The sequence below is a fragment of the Pseudomonas sp. SWRI51 genome, from assembly GCF_014268825.1.
GTDB lineage: Bacteria > Pseudomonadota > Gammaproteobacteria > Pseudomonadales > Pseudomonadaceae > Aquipseudomonas > Aquipseudomonas farsensis.
Window position 1 is genome coordinate 1 of record NZ_JABWRG010000098.1, and the last position, 18,093, is coordinate 18,093.

17 protein-coding genes are annotated in these 18,093 nt (G+C 61.6%); 14 read left to right on the forward strand and 3 right to left on the reverse strand.

All coding sequences use genetic code 11. From position 1 onward, the window contains the following. Nucleotides 1–116: 116 nt before the first annotated feature. Both HU720_RS20505 and HU720_RS20510 read right to left on the reverse strand, forming a co-directional pair. On the reverse strand, nt 117–1,130 hold the full coding sequence (locus tag HU720_RS20505; protein WP_186522337.1) for a GNAT family N-acetyltransferase: 1,014 nt from the start codon (nt 1,128–1,130) through the stop codon (nt 117–119). A gap of 65 nt (nt 1,131–1,195) precedes the next feature. Continuing rightward, complete coding sequence (locus tag HU720_RS20510; RefSeq protein ID WP_225917151.1) at nt 1,196–1,963, reverse strand: transporter substrate-binding domain-containing protein; 768 nt, start codon at nt 1,961–1,963, stop codon at nt 1,196–1,198. Between the two features lie 204 nt (nt 1,964–2,167). Between HU720_RS20510 and HU720_RS20515 the strand changes: the two genes are divergently transcribed. Next, entirely contained in the window at nt 2,168–2,719 is a 552-nt protein-coding gene (locus HU720_RS20515) for an exonuclease domain-containing protein (protein ID WP_186522341.1), read from the forward strand. A 73-nt stretch (nt 2,720–2,792) separates the two neighbouring features. Continuing rightward, nucleotides 2,793–3,077 carry a pyrimidine/purine nucleoside phosphorylase gene (locus HU720_RS20520; RefSeq protein WP_186522343.1) on the forward strand — a complete coding sequence of 95 codons (285 nt, stop codon included), beginning with the start codon at nt 2,793–2,795 and terminating at the stop codon, nt 3,075–3,077. Between the two features lie 179 nt (nt 3,078–3,256). Here the strand turns inward: HU720_RS20520 and HU720_RS20525 are convergent, their stop codons facing one another. Next, nucleotides 3,257–3,949, reverse strand: coding sequence for an alpha/beta family hydrolase (locus HU720_RS20525; protein ID WP_225917106.1), 693 nt, complete (start codon nt 3,947–3,949; stop codon nt 3,257–3,259). Between the two features lie 49 nt (nt 3,950–3,998). Here HU720_RS20525 and ccoN (HU720_RS20530) point away from each other — a divergent pair, with 49 nt between their 5' ends. From ccoN (HU720_RS20530) to ccoP (HU720_RS20585), 12 genes are all read left to right on the forward strand, one after another. After that, complete coding sequence (ccoN, locus tag HU720_RS20530) at nt 3,999–5,423, forward strand: cytochrome-c oxidase, cbb3-type subunit I (protein WP_186522345.1); 1,425 nt, start codon at nt 3,999–4,001, stop codon at nt 5,421–5,423. Between the two features lie 13 nt (nt 5,424–5,436). Beyond that, entirely contained in the window at nt 5,437–6,045 is a 609-nt protein-coding gene (ccoO, locus tag HU720_RS20535) for a cytochrome-c oxidase, cbb3-type subunit II (RefSeq protein ID WP_186522348.1), read from the forward strand. Between the two features lie 5 nt (nt 6,046–6,050). Beyond that, a complete protein-coding gene (locus HU720_RS20540) occupies nt 6,051–6,242 on the forward strand; it encodes a cbb3-type cytochrome c oxidase subunit 3 (RefSeq protein WP_186522350.1) in 192 nt (63 codons plus the stop codon). Further along, nucleotides 6,239–7,180, forward strand: coding sequence for a cytochrome-c oxidase, cbb3-type subunit III (gene ccoP / locus HU720_RS20545; protein WP_186522353.1), 942 nt, complete (start codon nt 6,239–6,241; stop codon nt 7,178–7,180). Before HU720_RS20540 ends, ccoP (HU720_RS20545) begins: the two co-directional genes overlap by 4 nt. 222 nt (nt 7,181–7,402) lie before the next feature. Then, nucleotides 7,403–9,580, forward strand: a complete 2,178-nt coding sequence (tssI, locus tag HU720_RS20550; protein WP_186522355.1) for a type VI secretion system tip protein TssI/VgrG — start codon at nt 7,403–7,405, stop codon at nt 9,578–9,580. Beyond that, nucleotides 9,580–10,467 (forward strand): DUF4123 domain-containing protein, encoded by an 888-nt coding sequence (locus tag HU720_RS20555; RefSeq protein WP_186522357.1) that lies wholly within the window; start codon nt 9,580–9,582, stop codon nt 10,465–10,467. The genes tssI and HU720_RS20555 overlap by 1 nt, the downstream gene beginning before the upstream one ends. Then, on the forward strand, nt 10,464–13,115 hold the full coding sequence (locus tag HU720_RS20560; protein WP_186522359.1) for a T6SS effector BTH_I2691 family protein: 2,652 nt from the start codon (nt 10,464–10,466) through the stop codon (nt 13,113–13,115). Before HU720_RS20555 ends, HU720_RS20560 begins: the two co-directional genes overlap by 4 nt. Before the next feature lie 29 nt (nt 13,116–13,144). Beyond that, nucleotides 13,145–14,257 carry a hypothetical protein gene (locus HU720_RS20565; RefSeq protein WP_189672761.1) on the forward strand — a complete coding sequence of 371 codons (1,113 nt, stop codon included), beginning with the start codon at nt 13,145–13,147 and terminating at the stop codon, nt 14,255–14,257. A 396-nt stretch (nt 14,258–14,653) separates the two neighbouring features. Continuing rightward, nucleotides 14,654–16,096, forward strand: coding sequence for a cytochrome-c oxidase, cbb3-type subunit I (gene ccoN / locus HU720_RS20570; protein ID WP_186522363.1), 1,443 nt, complete (start codon nt 14,654–14,656; stop codon nt 16,094–16,096). Then, a complete protein-coding gene (gene ccoO / locus HU720_RS20575) occupies nt 16,096–16,704 on the forward strand; it encodes a cytochrome-c oxidase, cbb3-type subunit II (RefSeq protein WP_186522366.1) in 609 nt (202 codons plus the stop codon). Before ccoN (HU720_RS20570) ends, ccoO (HU720_RS20575) begins: the two co-directional genes overlap by 1 nt. Nucleotides 16,705–16,709: 5 nt before the next feature. Further along, the gene (locus tag HU720_RS20580) at nt 16,710–16,910 is read left to right on the forward strand and encodes a cbb3-type cytochrome c oxidase subunit 3 (RefSeq protein ID WP_186522368.1); all 201 of its coding nucleotides are present in this window, start codon (nt 16,710–16,712) and stop codon (nt 16,908–16,910) included. Further along, nucleotides 16,907–17,887, forward strand: a complete 981-nt coding sequence (gene ccoP / locus HU720_RS20585) for a cytochrome-c oxidase, cbb3-type subunit III (protein WP_186522376.1) — start codon at nt 16,907–16,909, stop codon at nt 17,885–17,887. Before HU720_RS20580 ends, ccoP (HU720_RS20585) begins: the two co-directional genes overlap by 4 nt. Nucleotides 17,888–18,093 lie beyond the last annotated feature (206 nt).

An 18,093-nucleotide genomic window follows, 5' to 3' on the forward strand; every position in this document is an offset into this window, starting at 1 on the left:
CGAAAGGGCTGCGTAGCAGCCCCGCCGATATCAGGGTGGTGCACAAATCCAGGGGCCGCTACGCAGCCCTTTCGCGACACAAGGCCGCTCCTACACGGGACCGCGTAGCTTGCCCATCACGCCAGTTCGCAACGCTCGAAGAACCGCTCCCGGCCAATGATCATCAGCGCCGCCCGCTTGTGCGGGAAATCGAACTCTTTCTCGCAGTGGAAGCACTGGTCCTGCATGTAGCCGATCATCTTGGCATTGTCGGCACGCGGCTCGGCCACCACGCGCTGGGTGCGCGGGTCATCCAGGAACAGGTAATGCACCAGCGCCGATAGCCAACTGGCCACTTTATGCGGGCCGCGATGGGCCTCTTCACCCACCAGCATATGGATGCCGCGGTCGTAGTCGCCTGCCGGATAGAACGGCGCAATGCGGTCCTCCTTGGCCCAGTAAGCCTCGAAGTAGGCGAACGGCTGGTCATCGAAGCAGCCGATCAAGGTGAGGGTGTGCGGGTCGGCGGCAAGTTTGTCGAGGTACTCACGGTGCTGCGCCAGCGAGCCGCCTTCCTGCCAGAAGTGCACCACACGCGGGTTGTTCTGCCAGCGATTGAAGCGTTCCAGGTCCTGTTCCACCTCAAGGGTGCGCAGCGAGACCCACGCGCCCAGCCGTGCATCGAAACGCCGGTACACCTCGCCGCGAGGTTTAGGGGCGCGGCGCGGGTGGCGCTTGCCGTCGGTCAGCAGCATCTGCTGCGGGTAAACGCCACTGGGCGATTCGCCCAGCCAGGGCTGCGGCAACTGCCAGAACAAGGTGCGCTCGCAGACATACCGCCCCGGCGCGGCCCCCGGCAGCAGCAGGCTACTGGCAACCGCTTGCAGCACCGGCTGCGGCAGGTGCCAGGCCAGGCGCTGGCAGGCAGGGTCGCGTGACAGCAGCCAGTAACAGGCCGCCCACAGCGCCTGCTGCGGGCGCTCGGGGCAGAGCTGCTCAAGGTGCACCTCAACAGAGTCCCCCCGCGCCAGGCGGACGGTGATCAGCGGGCGGCCTTCCAGGGTCAGGCTCAGGCGCTGGTCGACTTCGTCGGCCTGCAGGTTGTGCCAGCGGGGAACGTTCAGGGGCGGCGAAGCGGCATCGAACGGCATGGTCAGGGCTCACGAAAAATGAAAGAAAAGCTCACTTTTCAAAAACGTGGCCGCCCTTGCGCAATTTAGTCGCGCGGTGCCTGAACGGTGATGCGGTAAGGCTGGAAAATGCGTGCCAGTTCGCCGTTGTCACGCAGTTGGCGCATCAGGCTGGCGAATGCCTCGGCGCTGATCGGCGCGTCCGGGCGCAGCAGCGCGTAATGGTGGTAGACCTGATCAACCCGCTCCGAAGCCATCAGCTCCGGGCGGCTGTCGGGGTTGCGCCGGAGAAAATCACTCAGGTACGACCGGGTAACCAAGGCAACGTCGGCCCGCCCGCGTTCGACCATCGACAGGTTGCTGTCGTGGGAATAGGTGAGCGTCGCGTGGTAGCGCTGTTTCAGGAAGCCTGGGTCTGCATTGAAATTGGCGAATGCATAGTGGTAGCCGTTGAACAGCGCCAGGCGCTTGCCCTCGATGGCATCGAAGTAGCGCTGGTCGCGCCCTGACTGGGCGTGGGCTACAAATACTTCGGCGTCTTCCAGGCCCATGTCCACTGCCCGGTAGGCAATACCCTGCCAACCCCATTTCGGGTTCTCGAAGATGGCCATGTCAGTGCGGCCCTGCTGGAAATCACCAAAACGCCGGGGAATGGAAGTGGGCACCAGAATGAATCGATAACGCGGCTGCAAACGGTTGAGGGCCTCGGCCAGTTGCGGCAGCAGGCCAGTGTCGGCGCCTTGCTCGGGGCGCACGGTGTAGGGCGGGAAATGCGCCGCGCCGATTCTGACCTCAAGCGCCTCGCCTGCCTGGGTGAATACCGTGACCAGCGATGCGCCCAGCAGCAACAGCAGGGATGACAGTTTTGGGCTGGGCAGTGAAGTCAAGATGGGACACTCGTCACAAATATGCGCTTAAGCTAGGCGTTTTCCAAAACCGGCACAACCGTTGGATATGCCAAAGTGCCACAGGATGCCATGGCGCGCGACTTTGGCTACGCTCTACGGGCCTGCGCGGTCCGTGCGGCGCAAACCACTGCTACAGAGAGGGAGCCTGGCATGGGCCACTGGTTGGTGATCGACCTGGAAGCCACCACCGATGACGGTGGCTGGCCGGTCACGGAGATGGAAATCATTGAAATCGGCGCTAGCCTGGTGACCCGCGAAGGCCGCGAGGTCGACCACTTCCAGCGCTTCGTGCGGCCGCGCCGGCGGCCGCAACTGACGCCGTTCTGCCGTGAATTGACGCACATCGACCAGGCCAGCGTCGATAGCGCCGAACCGTTCGCCGAGGTATGGGCGCAGTTCGAGCACTGGCTGGGCACGCATCAGGCGCAGTTGCAGGCGTGGGTCAGTTGGGGCGACTACGACCGCAAGCAGTTGCTTCAGGAATGGCAGTTGCATCAGGTAGGCAGCGTGCTGGCGCAGGTGCCGCACATCAACCTCAAGCAGCGTTTCGCCAAGGCGCGCCACCTGCAACGCCCGGCGGGCCTCAACAGCGCCTTGCAACTGGCCGGCATGCACTTCAACGGGCAGCAGCATCGGGCGCTTGAGGATGCACGCAACACCGCGCGGCTGCTGCCTTTGAGCCTGCCGCCGGGTGGCGCCTGAAACAGATGACGCACGGGTTGGCCTTGGGCATACTGGCCAGCCCTTTTTTCCATGCTTTTTTCAGGAGTCGCCCATGTTCAAGGTCAACGAGTACTTCGATGGCACCGTCAAGTCGATCGCCTTCGAGGGCAAAGAAGGTCCGGCCACCGTCGGCGTCATGGCCCCGGGCGAATACGAATTCGGCACCGCCAAGCGTGAAGTCATGCATGTGGTGTCGGGTGCTCTGACGGTCAAGCTGCCGGGTAGCGATGCCTGGGAAACCTTCGAAGCCGGTGCCAGGTTCAATGTGGCGGCCGACAGCAAGTTCCAGCTGAAAGTAGCCGTTGATACCGCTTACCTGTGCGAGTACCTCGACTAAGCGGCAGCTTTGGCGAGCTGCTTTCTGCGCCGGCATTTTGTGTAGGAGCGGCCTTGCGTCGCGAAAGGGCTGCGTAGCAGCCCCAAGATCTCTGCCTCATGCCAAATCGCCGGGGCTGCTGTGCAGCCCTTTCGCGACACGAGGCCGCTCCTACACGAGACCGCGTGGCTTTTGATTGTTTACCCCCGCAAAAAACCCGCCACCTTCTGCGCCGCAGCCTGCATATGCTGCTCATGGCTGAACCCCGACGCCTTCAATGGCTTCAGGTCATGATCCCCCGCCACCAGCCAGCTGACCTCAACCCCGGGCGCCAGCTCATAGCCCTGCACCGTCTCGCGATTGCCTAGCGCATCGCGCTCGCCCTGCACGATCAAGGTACGCGTACGCAAATCCGCCAGGTGCGCCACCCGCGGTTTTTCCGGCTTGCCCGCTGCATAGAACGGGTAGCCCAGGCACACCAGCGCATCTGCCCCAAGCTCATCTGCCACAAGGCTGGCCATGCGCCCGCCCATCGACTTGCCGCCAATCGCCAGCGGCCCTGCGACTAATGGTCGCACCTGGGCAAACACCGCACGCCAGGTATCGAGCAAAACCGGCTGCGGATTGGGTGGCCGACGGCCGCCGTCAAGCCTGCGCTGGGCCATGTAAGGGAACTCGAAGCGCAGCACCGCAACGCCAAGCCCTGCGAGCCTTTGCGCCATATCCTGCATGAACCCGCTGTCCATCGGCGCGCCGGCCCCATGGGCCAGGATCAGGCACCCCGCATAGCTGCAATCGGCGCTGACTTGCGCAGCATCGCACTGCAAGCCTGGGACATTTGCGATCTTCGCCCATTGATCCCAATCAATACCGGCATTTAGCCCATCTTTCATGCTTGCCTCGTTTTATAGCCTGCCAATAACCGTGGATGGGAACCCATACATGAACACAACCAGCAGTACCGCCTATAACTACAAGGTGGTCCGCCAATTCGCCATCATGACGGTGGTGTGGGGTATCGTCGGGATGGGGCTCGGCGTATTCATCGCCGCCCAGCTCGCCTGGCCTTCACTCAACCTGGACCTGCCGTGGACCAGTTTCGGCCGCCTGCGGCCCCTGCACACCAACGCCGTGATCTTCGCGTTCGGTGGCTGTGCACTGTTCGCCACCTCCTATTATTCGGTGCAACGCACCTGCCAGACCACCCTGTTCTCGCCGCGACTGGCGGCGTTCACGTTCTGGGGCTGGCAACTGGTGATTCTGCTTGCAGCCATCAGCCTGCCGATGGGTTACACCAGCTCCAAGGAATACGCCGAGCTGGAATGGCCGATCGACATTCTGATCACCATCGTCTGGGTGGCTTACGCCATCGTGTTCTTCGGCACACTGATGAAGCGCACCACCAAGCATATCTACGTGGGCAACTGGTTCTTCGGCGGGTTCATCCTCACCGTGGCGCTGCTGCATATCGTCAACAACCTTGAAGTGCCAGTCAGCCTGACCAAGTCGTACTCGGTCTATGCCGGCGCTACCGATGCCATGGTGCAATGGTGGTACGGCCACAACGCGGTAGGTTTCTTCCTCACCGCAGGCTTCCTCGGCATGATGTACTACTACGTGCCCAAGCAGGCAGAGCGCCCGGTGTATTCGTATCGCCTGTCGATCGTGCACTTCTGGGCACTGATCACCCTGTACATCTGGGCCGGCCCGCACCACCTGCACTACACCGCGCTGCCGGATTGGGCGCAGTCGCTGGGCATGGTGATGTCGCTGGTGCTGCTGGCACCGAGCTGGGGCGGCATGATCAACGGCATGATGACGCTGTCGGGGGCCTGGCATAAGCTGCGCAGCGACCCGATCCTGCGTTTCCTGGTGGTGTCGCTGGCGTTCTACGGCATGTCCACCTTCGAAGGCCCGATGATGGCCATCAAGACGGTCAACGCCCTCTCCCACTACACCGACTGGACCATCGGCCACGTGCACGCTGGCGCCCTCGGCTGGGTTGCGATGATCTCCATCGGTGCGCTGTACCACACCATCCCCAAAGTGTTCGGCAAAGAGCGCATGTACAGCATCGGGCTGATCAACGCGCACTTCTGGCTGGCCACCATCGGCACCGTGCTCTACATCGCCTCGATGTGGGTCAACGGCATCGCCCAGGGCCTGATGTGGCGCGCAGTCAACAGCGACGGCACGCTCACCTACTCGTTCGTGGAAACCCTGGTGGCCAGCCACCCAGGCTTCGTAGTGCGCTTCGTGGGCGGTGCGATCTTCCTTACCGGCATGTTCCTGATGGCCTGGAACACCTGGCGCACCGTGCGTTCGCCAGCCCTTGACGTCGCCCCTGCGAACGCCCAGCTGGCTTGAGGAGACCTGCCTGATGAAACATGAAGCCATTGAGAAAAACGTCGGTCTGCTGGCCTTGCTGATGGTCTTTGCCGTCAGCATCGGCGGCCTGACTCAGATCGTCCCGCTGTTCTTCCAGGACGTCACCAACAAGCCGGTCGAAGGCATGAAGCCCTACACCGCACTGCAGCTGGAAGGCCGCGATATCTACATCCGCGAAGGCTGCGTAGGCTGCCACTCGCAGATGATCCGGCCGTTCCGAGCCGAAACCGAACGCTATGGCCACTACTCGGTAGCGGGCGAGAGCGTCTGGGACCACCCGTTCCTGTGGGGCTCCAAGCGCACCGGGCCGGACCTGGCCCGTGTCGGTGGCCGCTACTCCGATGACTGGCACCGTGCGCACCTGTACAACCCGCGCAACGTGGTGCCTGAGTCGAAAATGCCGTCCTACCCGTGGCTGGTCTCGGCGCAAGTCGACAACAGCCACACTGACACCAAGCTGCGCGCCCTGCGCACCCTCGGCGTGCCCTACACCGACGAGGACATCGCCGGTGCCCGCGACGCAGTCAAGGGCAAGACCGAGATGGACGCGCTGGTCGCCTACCTGCAGGTGCTCGGCACCGCGATCAAGAACAAGAGGTAAGTGCGATGGAAATGGACATCGGCATGATCCGTGGCCTGGGCACCTTGGTGGTGATGATCGCCTTCATCGGCTTGTCGCTCTGGGTGTTCAACCGTCGCCGCGACCGCGATTTCGACGAGGCGCGCCTGCTGCCCTTCGTCGACGACCACCTGCCCCCAAGCGGGCAGGAACCTGCCATGAGGAGTAATGGGCAATGACCACCTTCTGGAGTACGTACATCAGCGTACTGACCATCGGCAGCCTGATCGGCCTGACCTGGCTGCTGCTCGGCACCCGCAAGGGCCAGAGCAACAACACCACCGACCAGACCATGGGCCACAGCTTCGATGGCATCGAGGAGTACGACAACCCGCTGCCCAAGTGGTGGTTCTGGTTGTTCGTCGGCACCCTGGTGTTTTCGGTCGGCTACCTGATCCTCTATCCGGGCCTTGGCAACTGGAAAGGCATTCTGCCCGGCTACGAAGACGGCTGGACCGGAGTCAACGAGTGGCAGAAGGAAATGGACAAGGCTGACGCCAAGTTCGGGCCGATCTTCGCCAAGTACGCAGCCATGCCGGTTGAAGAAGTGGCCAAGGACCCGCAGGCCCTGAAAATGGGCAGCCGCCTGTTCGCCTCCAACTGCTCGGTCTGCCACGGCTCCGACGCTAAAGGCGCCTACGGCTTCCCCAACCTCACCGACAAGGACTGGCGTTGGGGCGGTGAGCCTGAAACCATCAAGGCCTCGATCATGAACGGCCGCCATGGCGTAATGCCAGGCTGGTCGACTGTGATTGGCGAGCAAGGCGTGGCCGATGTGGCAGCGTTCGTGCTCACCGGCCTGGACGGCCGCAGCCTGCCCGAAGGCAGCAAGGCAGACCCGGCCAAGGGCAAGGAAATCTTTGCCACCAACTGCGTCGCCTGCCACGGGCCGGAAGGCAAAGGTACCCCAGCCATGGGTGCACCTGACCTGACCCACCCACAGGCGTTCATCTACGGCTCAAGCTTTGCCCAACTGCAGCAGACCATCCGCTACGGCCGTCAGGGCCAGATGCCGGCCCAGGCCGACATCCAGGGCAACGACAAGGTGCACCTGCTGGCGGCGTACGTGTACAGCCTGTCGCAAGACCAGGCACCGGAAACCGTTTCTGCCAAATAAGTAGCGCCCCAGTCGGAGCGGCGATCAGCCGCTCCGACCTCCCTCCCCCGTATCCCCTGCTTCCCTCCCAGGCACTCAGGTCTTAGACCCGAACTTTCCTGCACCACTGTCGGAACCTGCTGACAATATCTCTCGGCCTCATCCCTTACGGTCACTCCCGTGTTTCACGTGCCTCGCACGCTCCGCCCCTGGAGCGTTGAACAGGTACGGACAGGGAGCTCCATGCCGCGCCACGCCGATCTGCGTTACACCTTCACGCCACTGGTTGGCGATGCCGAATTCGAAGTGGTGTCGTTCACCCTCGACGAAGCCCTCAGTACCCCATTCCAGCTCAAGCTGGACCTGGTGAGCCACCAGCATGACGTCGACTTCGGCAACCTGCTCGACCAGCCGGTGCTGTTCACGATCAGCCGGGGCGGGCGGCCCGTGCGTTACGTGCATGGTTTGGTGAGCACATTCAGCCAAAGCGAAAGTGGCTTTCGCCGCACCTGTTACCACGCGCTGGTCGAACCGCAACTCGCCCGGGCCGGGCTGCGCTCGAACTGGCGCATCTTCCAGAACAAGACCGCCCCCGAAATTCTCGCAATCATGCTCAAGCGCCAGGGCATTGCCCAGTTCAATCTGGTGGCAAGGCGTGATCACCAGGTGCGCGAATTTTGCGTACAGGCCGGTGAAACCGACCTCGACTTCATCACCCGCCTGGCCGCCGAAGAGGGGTTCATCTACCGCTTCGAGCACGCCGCCCGCCGGCACACATTGCTGATCAGCGACTGCCTGCTGGCGATGGGCACACTTAGTCGAGGTGCCATCCCATGCGCCGAGCCGGACGATGTCGGCCCCGATAGCGCAGCTGATACCGTGCTGTACCGCCATGCCAGCGGTGGCACCCCGGCGCGGCCTTGCCTGCGCAGGCTGCGCTACAGCGAGCAAGTGCGCAGCGCCCGGCTGGTGCAGCGCGACTACACGTTCACCCACCCAGGCTACCGCCAGCAACACAGCGCCAGCGGCTCGGCCGCAAGCCTGAAACACCATGCGCAAGACTACGAGCGCTTCGAGTACCCAGGGCGTTACAAGCGCGACGTGGTCGGCAAACCCTTTACCGAAACGCGCATCGCCGCCCTGCGCCATGACACCCACCTGGCCGAGGTGGAAGGTGACGACGTACGCCTGCAACCGGGCTTGGGGTTCACCCTCGTCGAACACCCGCGTGACGATTTCAACGTGCACTGGCGGGTCGTCAGCCTGTGCCACAGCGGCACCCAGTTCAGCAGCCTGGAAGAAGAAGCCGCAGGCGATGAACAGGGCACCACCTATCAGCAAACCGCGCTTCTGGTGCCCGGCATGGCCCAATGGCGCCCTGCCCCGCCAGACAAGCCGCACGTCGACGGCCCGCACATGGCCACCGTGGTCGGGCCGCCTGGCGAAGAGATCCATTGCGACCGCTGGGGCCGGGTGAAAGTCAGCTTCCCCTGGGACCGCGAGAGCCGCGACGATGCGTTCAGTTCGTGCTGGGTGCGGGTGGCGCAAGGCTGGGCCGGTGGCAGCTGGGGCTCGATGGCCATCCCGCGCATCGGCAATGACGTGGTCATCCAGTACGTCAATGGCGACCCCGATCAACCCATGATCACCGGCCGCACTTATTGCGGTAACCAGTTGCCCCCGTATGACCTGCCCGAGCACAAGACACGCATGACCATTAAAAGCCAAACCCACAAGGGCGATGGCTTCAATGAGCTGCGCTTCGAGGACGAACTAGGCCGCGAAGAAGTGTTCATGCATGCCCAGCGCGATCACAACACCGTGGTCAAGCACGACCAGACCACGCAAGTGGGCAACGACCGCAGCGAACAGGTTGGGCGTGACGAGAAACTCGCGATCGGCCAGGACCGCTCGGATGAAATCGGCCGCAATGAATGCTCAAGCATCGGGCACAACCGCACCCATACCGTGGGTAACGACGATCAGTTGGCCATCGAAGGCTCGCAGACCATCACCACCGGCAAGGACCGCATCGAAACCGTAGGCAACCACAGGCACGACAGCACCAAAGCCAATCACTGCATGGACATCGGTGGCGACCTGCAGCAAACGGTTGCTGGCCACAGCACCTTGCGCAGCGCACAAACCATCAGCCACAGCACCAGAACCTACACCATCGACGTCAGCGAAAGCCTGACCATCCGCAGCCCTGCGGGGCTGCTGCGAATAGATGGCGCAGGCATCACCCTTGACGGCATTGCCCTGCTGTTCAAAGGGCCGATCAGCCAGCAACTGACCGGCAGTGAGCATTCGATCTCGGTTTCGGGTGTGGCCGAACCCGGTGAAGCGGTCTGCGTGAGCTGCATGCGCAAGGCGATTGCCGATGGGCGCAGCTTGGTTCGTATGGAGGGCACTGACTGATGCTCAGCCCGTTCGTCAATGCGCTGGTCACCGAACTGGAAAAAGCCCCCAGCTACCGGCTCAGCGCCATCATTGAAATGGCCACGCTGTCGCCCTCGGCCCAACGCATGCTCAACAAACACTACGCAACCTATCGCTGGCCCCTGCAGCAACACCCGGAGCTTGGCAACCTGCAAGCCGTAAGCCCATGGCTGTTCGCCACTCGGCCCGATGCCGGTGTGAACGCGCAATACGAATTCCAAGGCCTGCTTGAGCGCTATAGCGAAGGCGCGGTCTGTGGCTGGATCATCAGCGCGCTGGCGCCTGACCTGCTGGCGCGGCATCTCAGCCAGGCCGGCGTGGTGGTCGGGCCAGACGGCCACTCATACCTGCTGCGTTATCACACCGCAGCCTCGCTTCAGGTGCTGGACCAGCGCCGCGACTTGCCTGGGGTCAAGCAATGGCTCGCGCCGGTACACCAATGGTGGGTGCAGCAGCCATCGGCAAAACCCAAGCAGCGCCTTTGGGCCCCGATAATCGGCGACGACAGGCCCGAAATGACCCCGGTACCGCGCTTCAGGCTCGATCACGCGTGCTGGACTGCGCTGGCGGGTGACCCGTTGAGTTATCGCCTGGCCGAGCTGCTACGCGATGAACCGCACCTGCCGCTGTTCGAGCAAGCCTGCCATGGCACGCGGGTCGGCCTTATCGACCTGTATCTGGCCCAGGCCCGCAAGCATGGTCTGCTGCGCGAACAGGACCAGATTACCTATGTGCTGGTGATGGCGCGCAATGGCGAAACGTTCGCCAGCACACCTGGCTGGCAGCAAGCCTTGAAGGCCACGTGCGAGCAACGAACGCCTCTGATCGAAAACCTGCAAACCTACGTCGCCGAGGCCCACCGATGAGCACCCTGCTCGACCTGTGCAAACGCATCAACGCCTCCTACAAACCGGCCCTGAACAATAGCCCGGTGGCTGCCTGCACGCGCCGCTTCGAACTGCTGCCCCTGCGTTTCGCAGCCGTTGGCGGCGACGCGGCCCAGCGCGCGCAGTTGCCAGCGTTGCCGGGCGGGTTTGCGCCCTACCCCGATGTGGCGCGGCTCAGCCATTCTTCCTACGCCATCCGCCCACTGCGTGAAGGGTTCTTTTATCTGTTGCTCAAGCGGCGCGGTGAGTCGGCCTATCACTGGCACAGCCAATACCGGGTGGCCGCCAATGGTTCGCTACGAGCGATTAGCGCTGAGGACCCTTGGCAGAGTTTGCCCAGTGCAACCCTGGATGAGCTGATCAAAAGCTTCGGCTGGACCATCACCCTGCACGACCTCGACGACATCGAGGAACTGCGCCCGCTGTACAGCCCGACGCCACTGACACCGCGCATGCTCGACACCTACCGGCTGGTCGACGACGAATACCGCAATAGTTTGCCGAGCATCGACGTCCAACAACTCATCCAAACCAACGCACCGCCGCAAGCGGCGGTACTCAGTTACGACCAGTTGGGCTGCGTAGCCGACTTCGCAGCCCAGCACGACCCGCAGTTGCAAGCATTGCTTGAGCAACAGCCGTTCAATCACGGTCAGGTGCTGTCGCTGCAGGCCACGCAACAGGCCTTCGCGCCGCTACCTGCGCAGGACAAACCCCGCGGTGCCGGCATCCTCATTGACGATGCCATTGGCATTACCCAGGAACTCAATGCCTGGCGCAATGCAGCAGTTGAGGAGGTGCGCAGCCGCTGGCTGCAACGCAGCGTGGAGCCGGGCGTGGACAATGAGCGGCGGTTGCTGGTGGCGCAGTCGTTTCTGGAGATTGAAAAGCTTTATCCCGAAATGCGTGCCGAACAGATCGTCAACAACAAGGTCATGGCCGAGAAGATGCGCCATAACCCGCACATGCATCTGGAGTACTACGCCTTTCACAAACAGGCCAGGGAAGATGCCGACGCACGTGATGCCCAGCTCAAACCACACTTTGATCAGTACGAGCGAGAAACACGGGCCAAAGTCAGGGCGCGTGTAGAGTCGGGCGAGTTCAGCAAGCACTTCGATGAAAAGTACGGGCATCTGGTCGACCGCGCAGCCATGCGCTTGCAGCTGGATACGTTCGAGCAAGTCATGCAGTCAGCACAGGAAAACGCCGAGGCACGCGCTAGGGATCACTTGGTGTGGGTTACCAGCGACCACTTGTTGCAGGCACTTGACCGCTACGATGATGCGGACTCCGAAGACGGCCTGGCATTCGCCGAGCAGACCGGCCAGTGCGTGATTGGCATGGAACTTAGTGAACTGGGCATGCAAGTACTGGATGACTGGTGGGGCAGCGACCCGTCGCAGCGGGACAACCTGGCCATGCGCGGCGTCGCATTCAACCAGCAGGCGCTGCGTGAAGAACTGGCGCAATTGCGCGAGGCCGCCAAGGCCATGCCGCCATCCTCCACATCCTTTGACCTGCCCGAAGCGCTCGCCCGCCAGGCACACGCTGCGGCCAATGCGTTTGCGCGCATCAACACCCTTTATGAGCAACTGCCAGAGCAGAACCGCAACGGCAGTATCGGTTTGTATGCCTGGTATGTGTTGCTGGGGCGGCAGGTGCTACGCACCGCGGCGCCCAACAGCGTGGACCGGGCGTTGCACCACGGGCTGCGGTTGACGCTGTTTGCCTCGGTGCACGAGTCTGCAGTGAATGTGCGCCTGGCCCAGGCGGCAGATCTGGGCGAGGCGATCAACCCGAACCGCAGCGGCGCGCAGGTTAGCCGCTACCTGGACCAGGCCTGGGCGGAAGGGCTGATGCAGTCGAGCCAGAACGAGTTTTTCAAGGTTCGGATAGCTGGGGTCATTTGCCTGATTGAAGGCATGTTGATGACGTTCAAGGCGCGGCAACTGCCGGATAGCGATACACGGCTGAAAACCGAGTTACTGGCAGCGGCGATGACCACGGCTGCAGCTGGGTTTGAGATTGGGGCGAGTTATGTGGATTTGGTGGTGTCGCGGTATGGCGCAGGGAGTGTGACGGGGGGTGGGGCTGCGGTTGTTTTGGGGAGGTTGAAGTTGTGGGGGGCGGCGCTGGTTTCTCTGAGTGGACTGATATCAGTTTGGTGGGACTTTTCGGATGCTATCCAACATTTCAAAAGTATGAGGACGTCACCGCTTTCGAAGTTAAAGAGTGGCAGCCTCGGATCTGCCTACCTCATGCGCGTCTTAGCCACTATGACATTTTCGCTAGCAGAGCTAGGCACAGCAATAGCCATCGCGCAACCTCTATTCAACTATTTAGCACGAACTGGTTCTAACACAATACTAGGCAGCATTGGCAACTCTATGGGGGCTCTTTCTGCATACTTAGGCACCCCCGCTACTCGACTGCTAATGGCCAGACTCATCCTAGGGGCATTCTGGATCGGGTTCGCAATAACAATAATCATTTTGATTTTCGAAGATAACGCTTTAGAAAAATGGTGCAAACAAAGCTCGTATCGCCTAGATAAACATAGGACGCCATTAGAAGTAGCTGAAGAGCTGCCAGAACTCTATATGGCATTCCGAGAGGTCTTATAGTGTACCTAACTGAATGGTTACTATGGAAAATGCACACCGAACAACCTGCAGAACGCAGAACCAGAGAGGCGTTACAGAAACCGGCCCAGCTTCGCGAAGCCAAAAATAATTATGCGGAAGAAATGGACTCATCCATTCACTTCAAAACCGTCAGCACTAATCCGGCTACACGCGGCCCCGTTTACGCACTTAATGACACGACACTTGAACTCCGTTGCAGCGGGGCGGAATCTCAACGAGGATTATTCACCTTCGCTACGGTAGGGGTATTAGGAGTTTTTGCTTGGGGCTGGACGCAGATAGCTATAGAGTTGATTATGCAAAATATTCAACCCTTACCTGATTTTAGTTTCTTTACCCTATTGGTAACGGCATTTGTACTGACCACGGGCATCGGCGTTTTTTATCTATATGTTCGATACGGTTTCAAATTAACCCGATTAGAAATGCTAACCAGCCGCCACTTACTGATACGCTTCAACCGCAAAACCCAACAGGTTCACCTGCACCGTCCAAGCTATTGCGGCGGCATTGTGACGTTTGCATGGAGATCCACGGGCAGCGGCGCTACCTGCCCAAAGGACGACCCTGCGGGTACGGGCAAGTGCCTCGGCCTGGCTTGGCACCCCAGATACACAGGCCTCCCCCACATGGAAATCGCCTTCGTCGGCAAACAAGGCCAAGGCGGCAGCGAACTGCGCGATGAATGGGAGTTCATTCGCCGCTTCATGGAAGAAGGCCCCGAGGGCCTCCCCCGCCCTCGCCTGAGCACGCGCTTCCCTTCCCCAATCCAGGCCTTCAGCGCCCAATTCGAAGGCATTGGCCGCTTCTTCCGCAAAAGCAGCTGGCTATTCAAAGTCGCCATGCTGATGGTCTGGCCGGCTTTCGTCGTGCTCGGCACCTGCCACTGGGTCAGCCTGATGCTGTGCTGGCGCCCACGCTGGCCAAAAATCATCCGCGAGGCCGGCCAGCCGGGCAAACCCATCCCGCCGCTGACCACACTTAGCGACTACCCGCCAGAGATTCAAAAACGCCTGCTCGCCAATGCTGACCGTTGGGCACTGAAACCAGGCAAGCGCCCGGAGAAAAAACCGCGCAAACCGCGAATCAAAAAAGCGCCTGAACTAGATACAGGCAGATAAAACCCCTGGGGCGCCTGTTCAAAAACGTCTCAGAACAGGCCCTTGATGACCCGCACAACTCAAGCCCCGCAACCGCCCATCTTGCACACCCCTTGAACACAACTAAGCTTGTTGCCAAAGCCGCTGCGCCAGGCCTTGAGCGCAGCGCAGGTGGCGCGTAGCCTGGCGCCGCCTGACAAAAAAAGCTTGACTGAACGATCAGAAAAAGGCGAAAAACGGTACACATTACAAAGATTTATTTGTGTACAATCGTTCAGCCCAATCACCCCGGGACGGGGTAAAAGAGGGCCTGGACACGGGTCGGCACAGGTCGCCTTGCGTTGCCACAGCCATGTGGCTATCGACACTGGCGCCGATTTCAACCAACAAGAAAGACCAAAACCGTGGAACCTTAGAATGAGCACTGTAATCAGCCCGACTGCTTATAACTATAAGGTCGTCCGCCAGTTCGCCATCATGACGGTGGTCTGGGGGATCCTTGGCATGGGCCTCGGCGTCTTCATCGCCTCGCAACTGGTTTGGCCCCAGCTCAACCTGGACCTGCCATGGACGAGCTTCGGCCGCCTGCGCCCGCTGCATACCAACCTGGTGATCTTCGCCTTCGGCGGCTGTGCCCTGTTCGGCACCAGCTACTACGTGGTGCAGCGCACCTGCCAGGCCCGCCTGATCTCCGACAGCATGGCCGCCTTTACCTTCTGGGGTTGGCAAGCGGTGATCGTCGGCGCGCTGATTACCCTGCCGATGGGCTACACCACCACCAAGGAATACGCCGAGCTCGAATGGCCGCTGGCGATTCTGCTGGCCATCGTCTGGGTCACCTACGGGCTGGTGTTCTTCGGCACCATCGTCAAGCGCAAGACTAAGCACATCTATGTCGGCAACTGGTTCTACGGCGCCTTCATCGTGGTCACCGCGATGCTGCACATCGTCAACCACATCTCGCTGCCGGTGAGCCTGTTCAAGTCGTACTCGGCCTACGCCGGTGCCACCGACGCAATGATCCAGTGGTGGTACGGGCATAACGCGGTGGGCTTTTTCCTGACCACCGGTTTCCTCGGCATGATGTATTACTTCGTGCCCAAGCAGGCCGAACGGCCGATCTACTCCTATCGCCTGTCGATCGTGCACTTCTGGGCGCTGATCACCCTGTATATCTGGGCCGGCCCGCACCATCTGCACTACACAGCCTTGCCCGACTGGGCGCAATCACTGGGCATGGTGATGTCGATCATCCTGCTGGCGCCAAGCTGGGGCGGCATGATCAACGGCATGATGACCCTGTCGGGGGCCTGGCATAAGCTGCGCACCGACCCGATCCTGCGCTTCCTCGTGGTATCGCTGGCGTTCTACGGCATGTCCACCTTCGAAGGCCCGATGATGGCCATCAAGACGGTCAACTCGCTGTCGCACTACACCGACTGGACCATCGGCCACGTGCACGCCGGCGCCCTCGGCTGGGTGGCGATGATCTCGATCGGCGCGGTGTACCACATGATCCCGAAACTGTACGGGCGCGTGCAGATGCACAGCGTCGGGCTGATCAACGCGCACTTCTGGCTGGCGACCATCGGCACCGTGCTCTACATCGCCTCGATGTGGGTCAACGGCATCACCCAAGGCCTGATGTGGCGCGCCATCAACGACGACGGCACGCTCACCTACTCGTTCGTCGAAGCGCTGCAGGCCAGCCACCCCGGCTACATCGTGCGCGCCGTCGGCGGTGCATTCTTCGCCTCAGGCATGCTGCTGATGGCCTACAACGTGCTGCGTACCGTGCGCGCCGCCAACCCGGCAGAGGCTGACGAAGCCGCCAAGATCGTTGTCGTGGGAGCGCACTGATGAAGCATGAAGCCGTCGAGAAGAACATTGGCCTGCTGGCCTTCTTCATGGTCATCGCCGTCAGCGTTGGTGGCCTTACCCAGATCGTCCCGCTGTTTTTCCAGGACGTGACCAACAAGCCGGTCGAAGGCATGAAGCCGCGCACCGCGCTGGAGGTAGAAGGCCGCGATATCTACATCCGCGAAGGCTGCGTGGGTTGCCACTCGCAGATGATCCGGCCGTTCCGTGCCGAAACCGAACGTTACGGCCACTACTCGGTAGCCGGCGAAAGCGTCTGGGACCACCCGTTCCTGTGGGGCTCCAAGCGCACCGGGCCGGACCTGGCCCGTGTCGGTGGCCGCTACTCCGATGACTGGCACCGTGCGCACCTGTACAACCCGCGCAACGTGGTGCCTGAGTCGAAAATGCCGGCCTACCCGTGGCTGGTTGAAAACCAGCTCGATGGCAAGGACACCGCCAAGAAGCTCGAAGTGCTGCGCACCCTCGGTACGCCCTACACCGACGAAGACATCGCCGGGGCCCGCGACGCGGTCAAGGGCAAGACCGAGATGGACGCCTTGGTGGCGTACCTGCAAGGCCTTGGCACCCTCATCAAGAGCAAACGGTGACGCTGATGGATATCGGGATGATTCGCGGCCTCGGCACCGTGGTGGTGCTGGTGGCATTCATTGGCCTGGCGCTGTGGGTGTTCAGCCCGCGGCGCAAGCAGGACTTCGATGAGGCAACGCAACTGCCGTTCGCCGATGACCCCGACGCCACCCGGCACGTCGAGCAAGCGAAAGCGCAAAACGCTTCAGGGAGAAAACAACAATGACAACCTTCTGGAGTTTGTACGTCACCGTACTGACACTGGGCACCATCTTCGCCTTGACCTGGCTGCTGCTGTCGACCCGCAAAGGCCAGCGCGAGGAAATCACCGACGAGACCGTGGGCCATGCCTTCGACGGCATCGAGGAATACGACAACCCGCTGCCACAATGGTGGTTCTGGCTGTTCGTCGGCACCATCGTCTTCGCCCTTGGCTACCTGGTGCTGTACCCGGGCCTTGGCAACTGGAAAGGCGTGCTGCCGGGCTATTCGTACCTGGACAACGACAAACAGACGGAATTTTCCAACGGCCAGGCCGGCTGGACCGGTGTGCATGAGTGGGAAAAGGAAATGGCCAAGGCCGATGCACGCTTCGGGCCGATCTTCGCCAAGTTCGCCGCCATGCCGCTGGAAGAAGTGGCCAAGGACCCGCAGGCCTTGAAGATGGGCGCGCGCCTGTTTGCCTCCAACTGCTCGGTGTGCCACGGCTCGGACGCCAAGGGCGCCTACGGTTTCCCCAACCTTACCGACAGCGACTGGCGCTGGGGCGGCGAGCCGGAAACCATCAAGACCACCATCATGGGCGGGCGCCACGGCGTGATGCCGGGCTGGGGCACGGTGATCGGCGAGCAGGGTGTGGCTGATGTGGCGGCATTCGTGCTGACCAATCTGGACGGCCGCAAACTGCCAGAAGGCGCCAAGGCCGACCCGGTCAAAGGCCAGCAGATTTTCGCGACCAACTGCGTGGCCTGCCACGGCCCCGAAGGCAAAGGCACCCCGGCAATGGGCGCCCCCAACCTGACCCACCCGCAGGCGTTCATCTACGGTTCAAGCTTCGCCCAACTGCAACAAACCATCCGCTACGGCCGCCAGGGCCAGATGCCCGCGCAGGAACAACTGCAAGGCAATGACAAGGTGCACCTGCTGGCAGCGTATGTTTACAGCCTGTCGCAGCAGCAGCCAGAGGAAAAAACCCAGGAGTGAGCCGCCCCGCTCCGGCACGGTAGCCCAGGCGACGCAAAGTGCGACTTCAGGAGGCAGAACGCAGGCCCTGCTCAACCGCAACATTGCTGGTTGTGCCCAATTATGTTGAAAACGATAGATAGCTGTGGCGAGCGGGCTTGTCCCGCGTTGGGCTGCGCAGCAGCCCTGAAAACCCACGGGTAATCCCCAGGGCTGCTGCGCAGCCC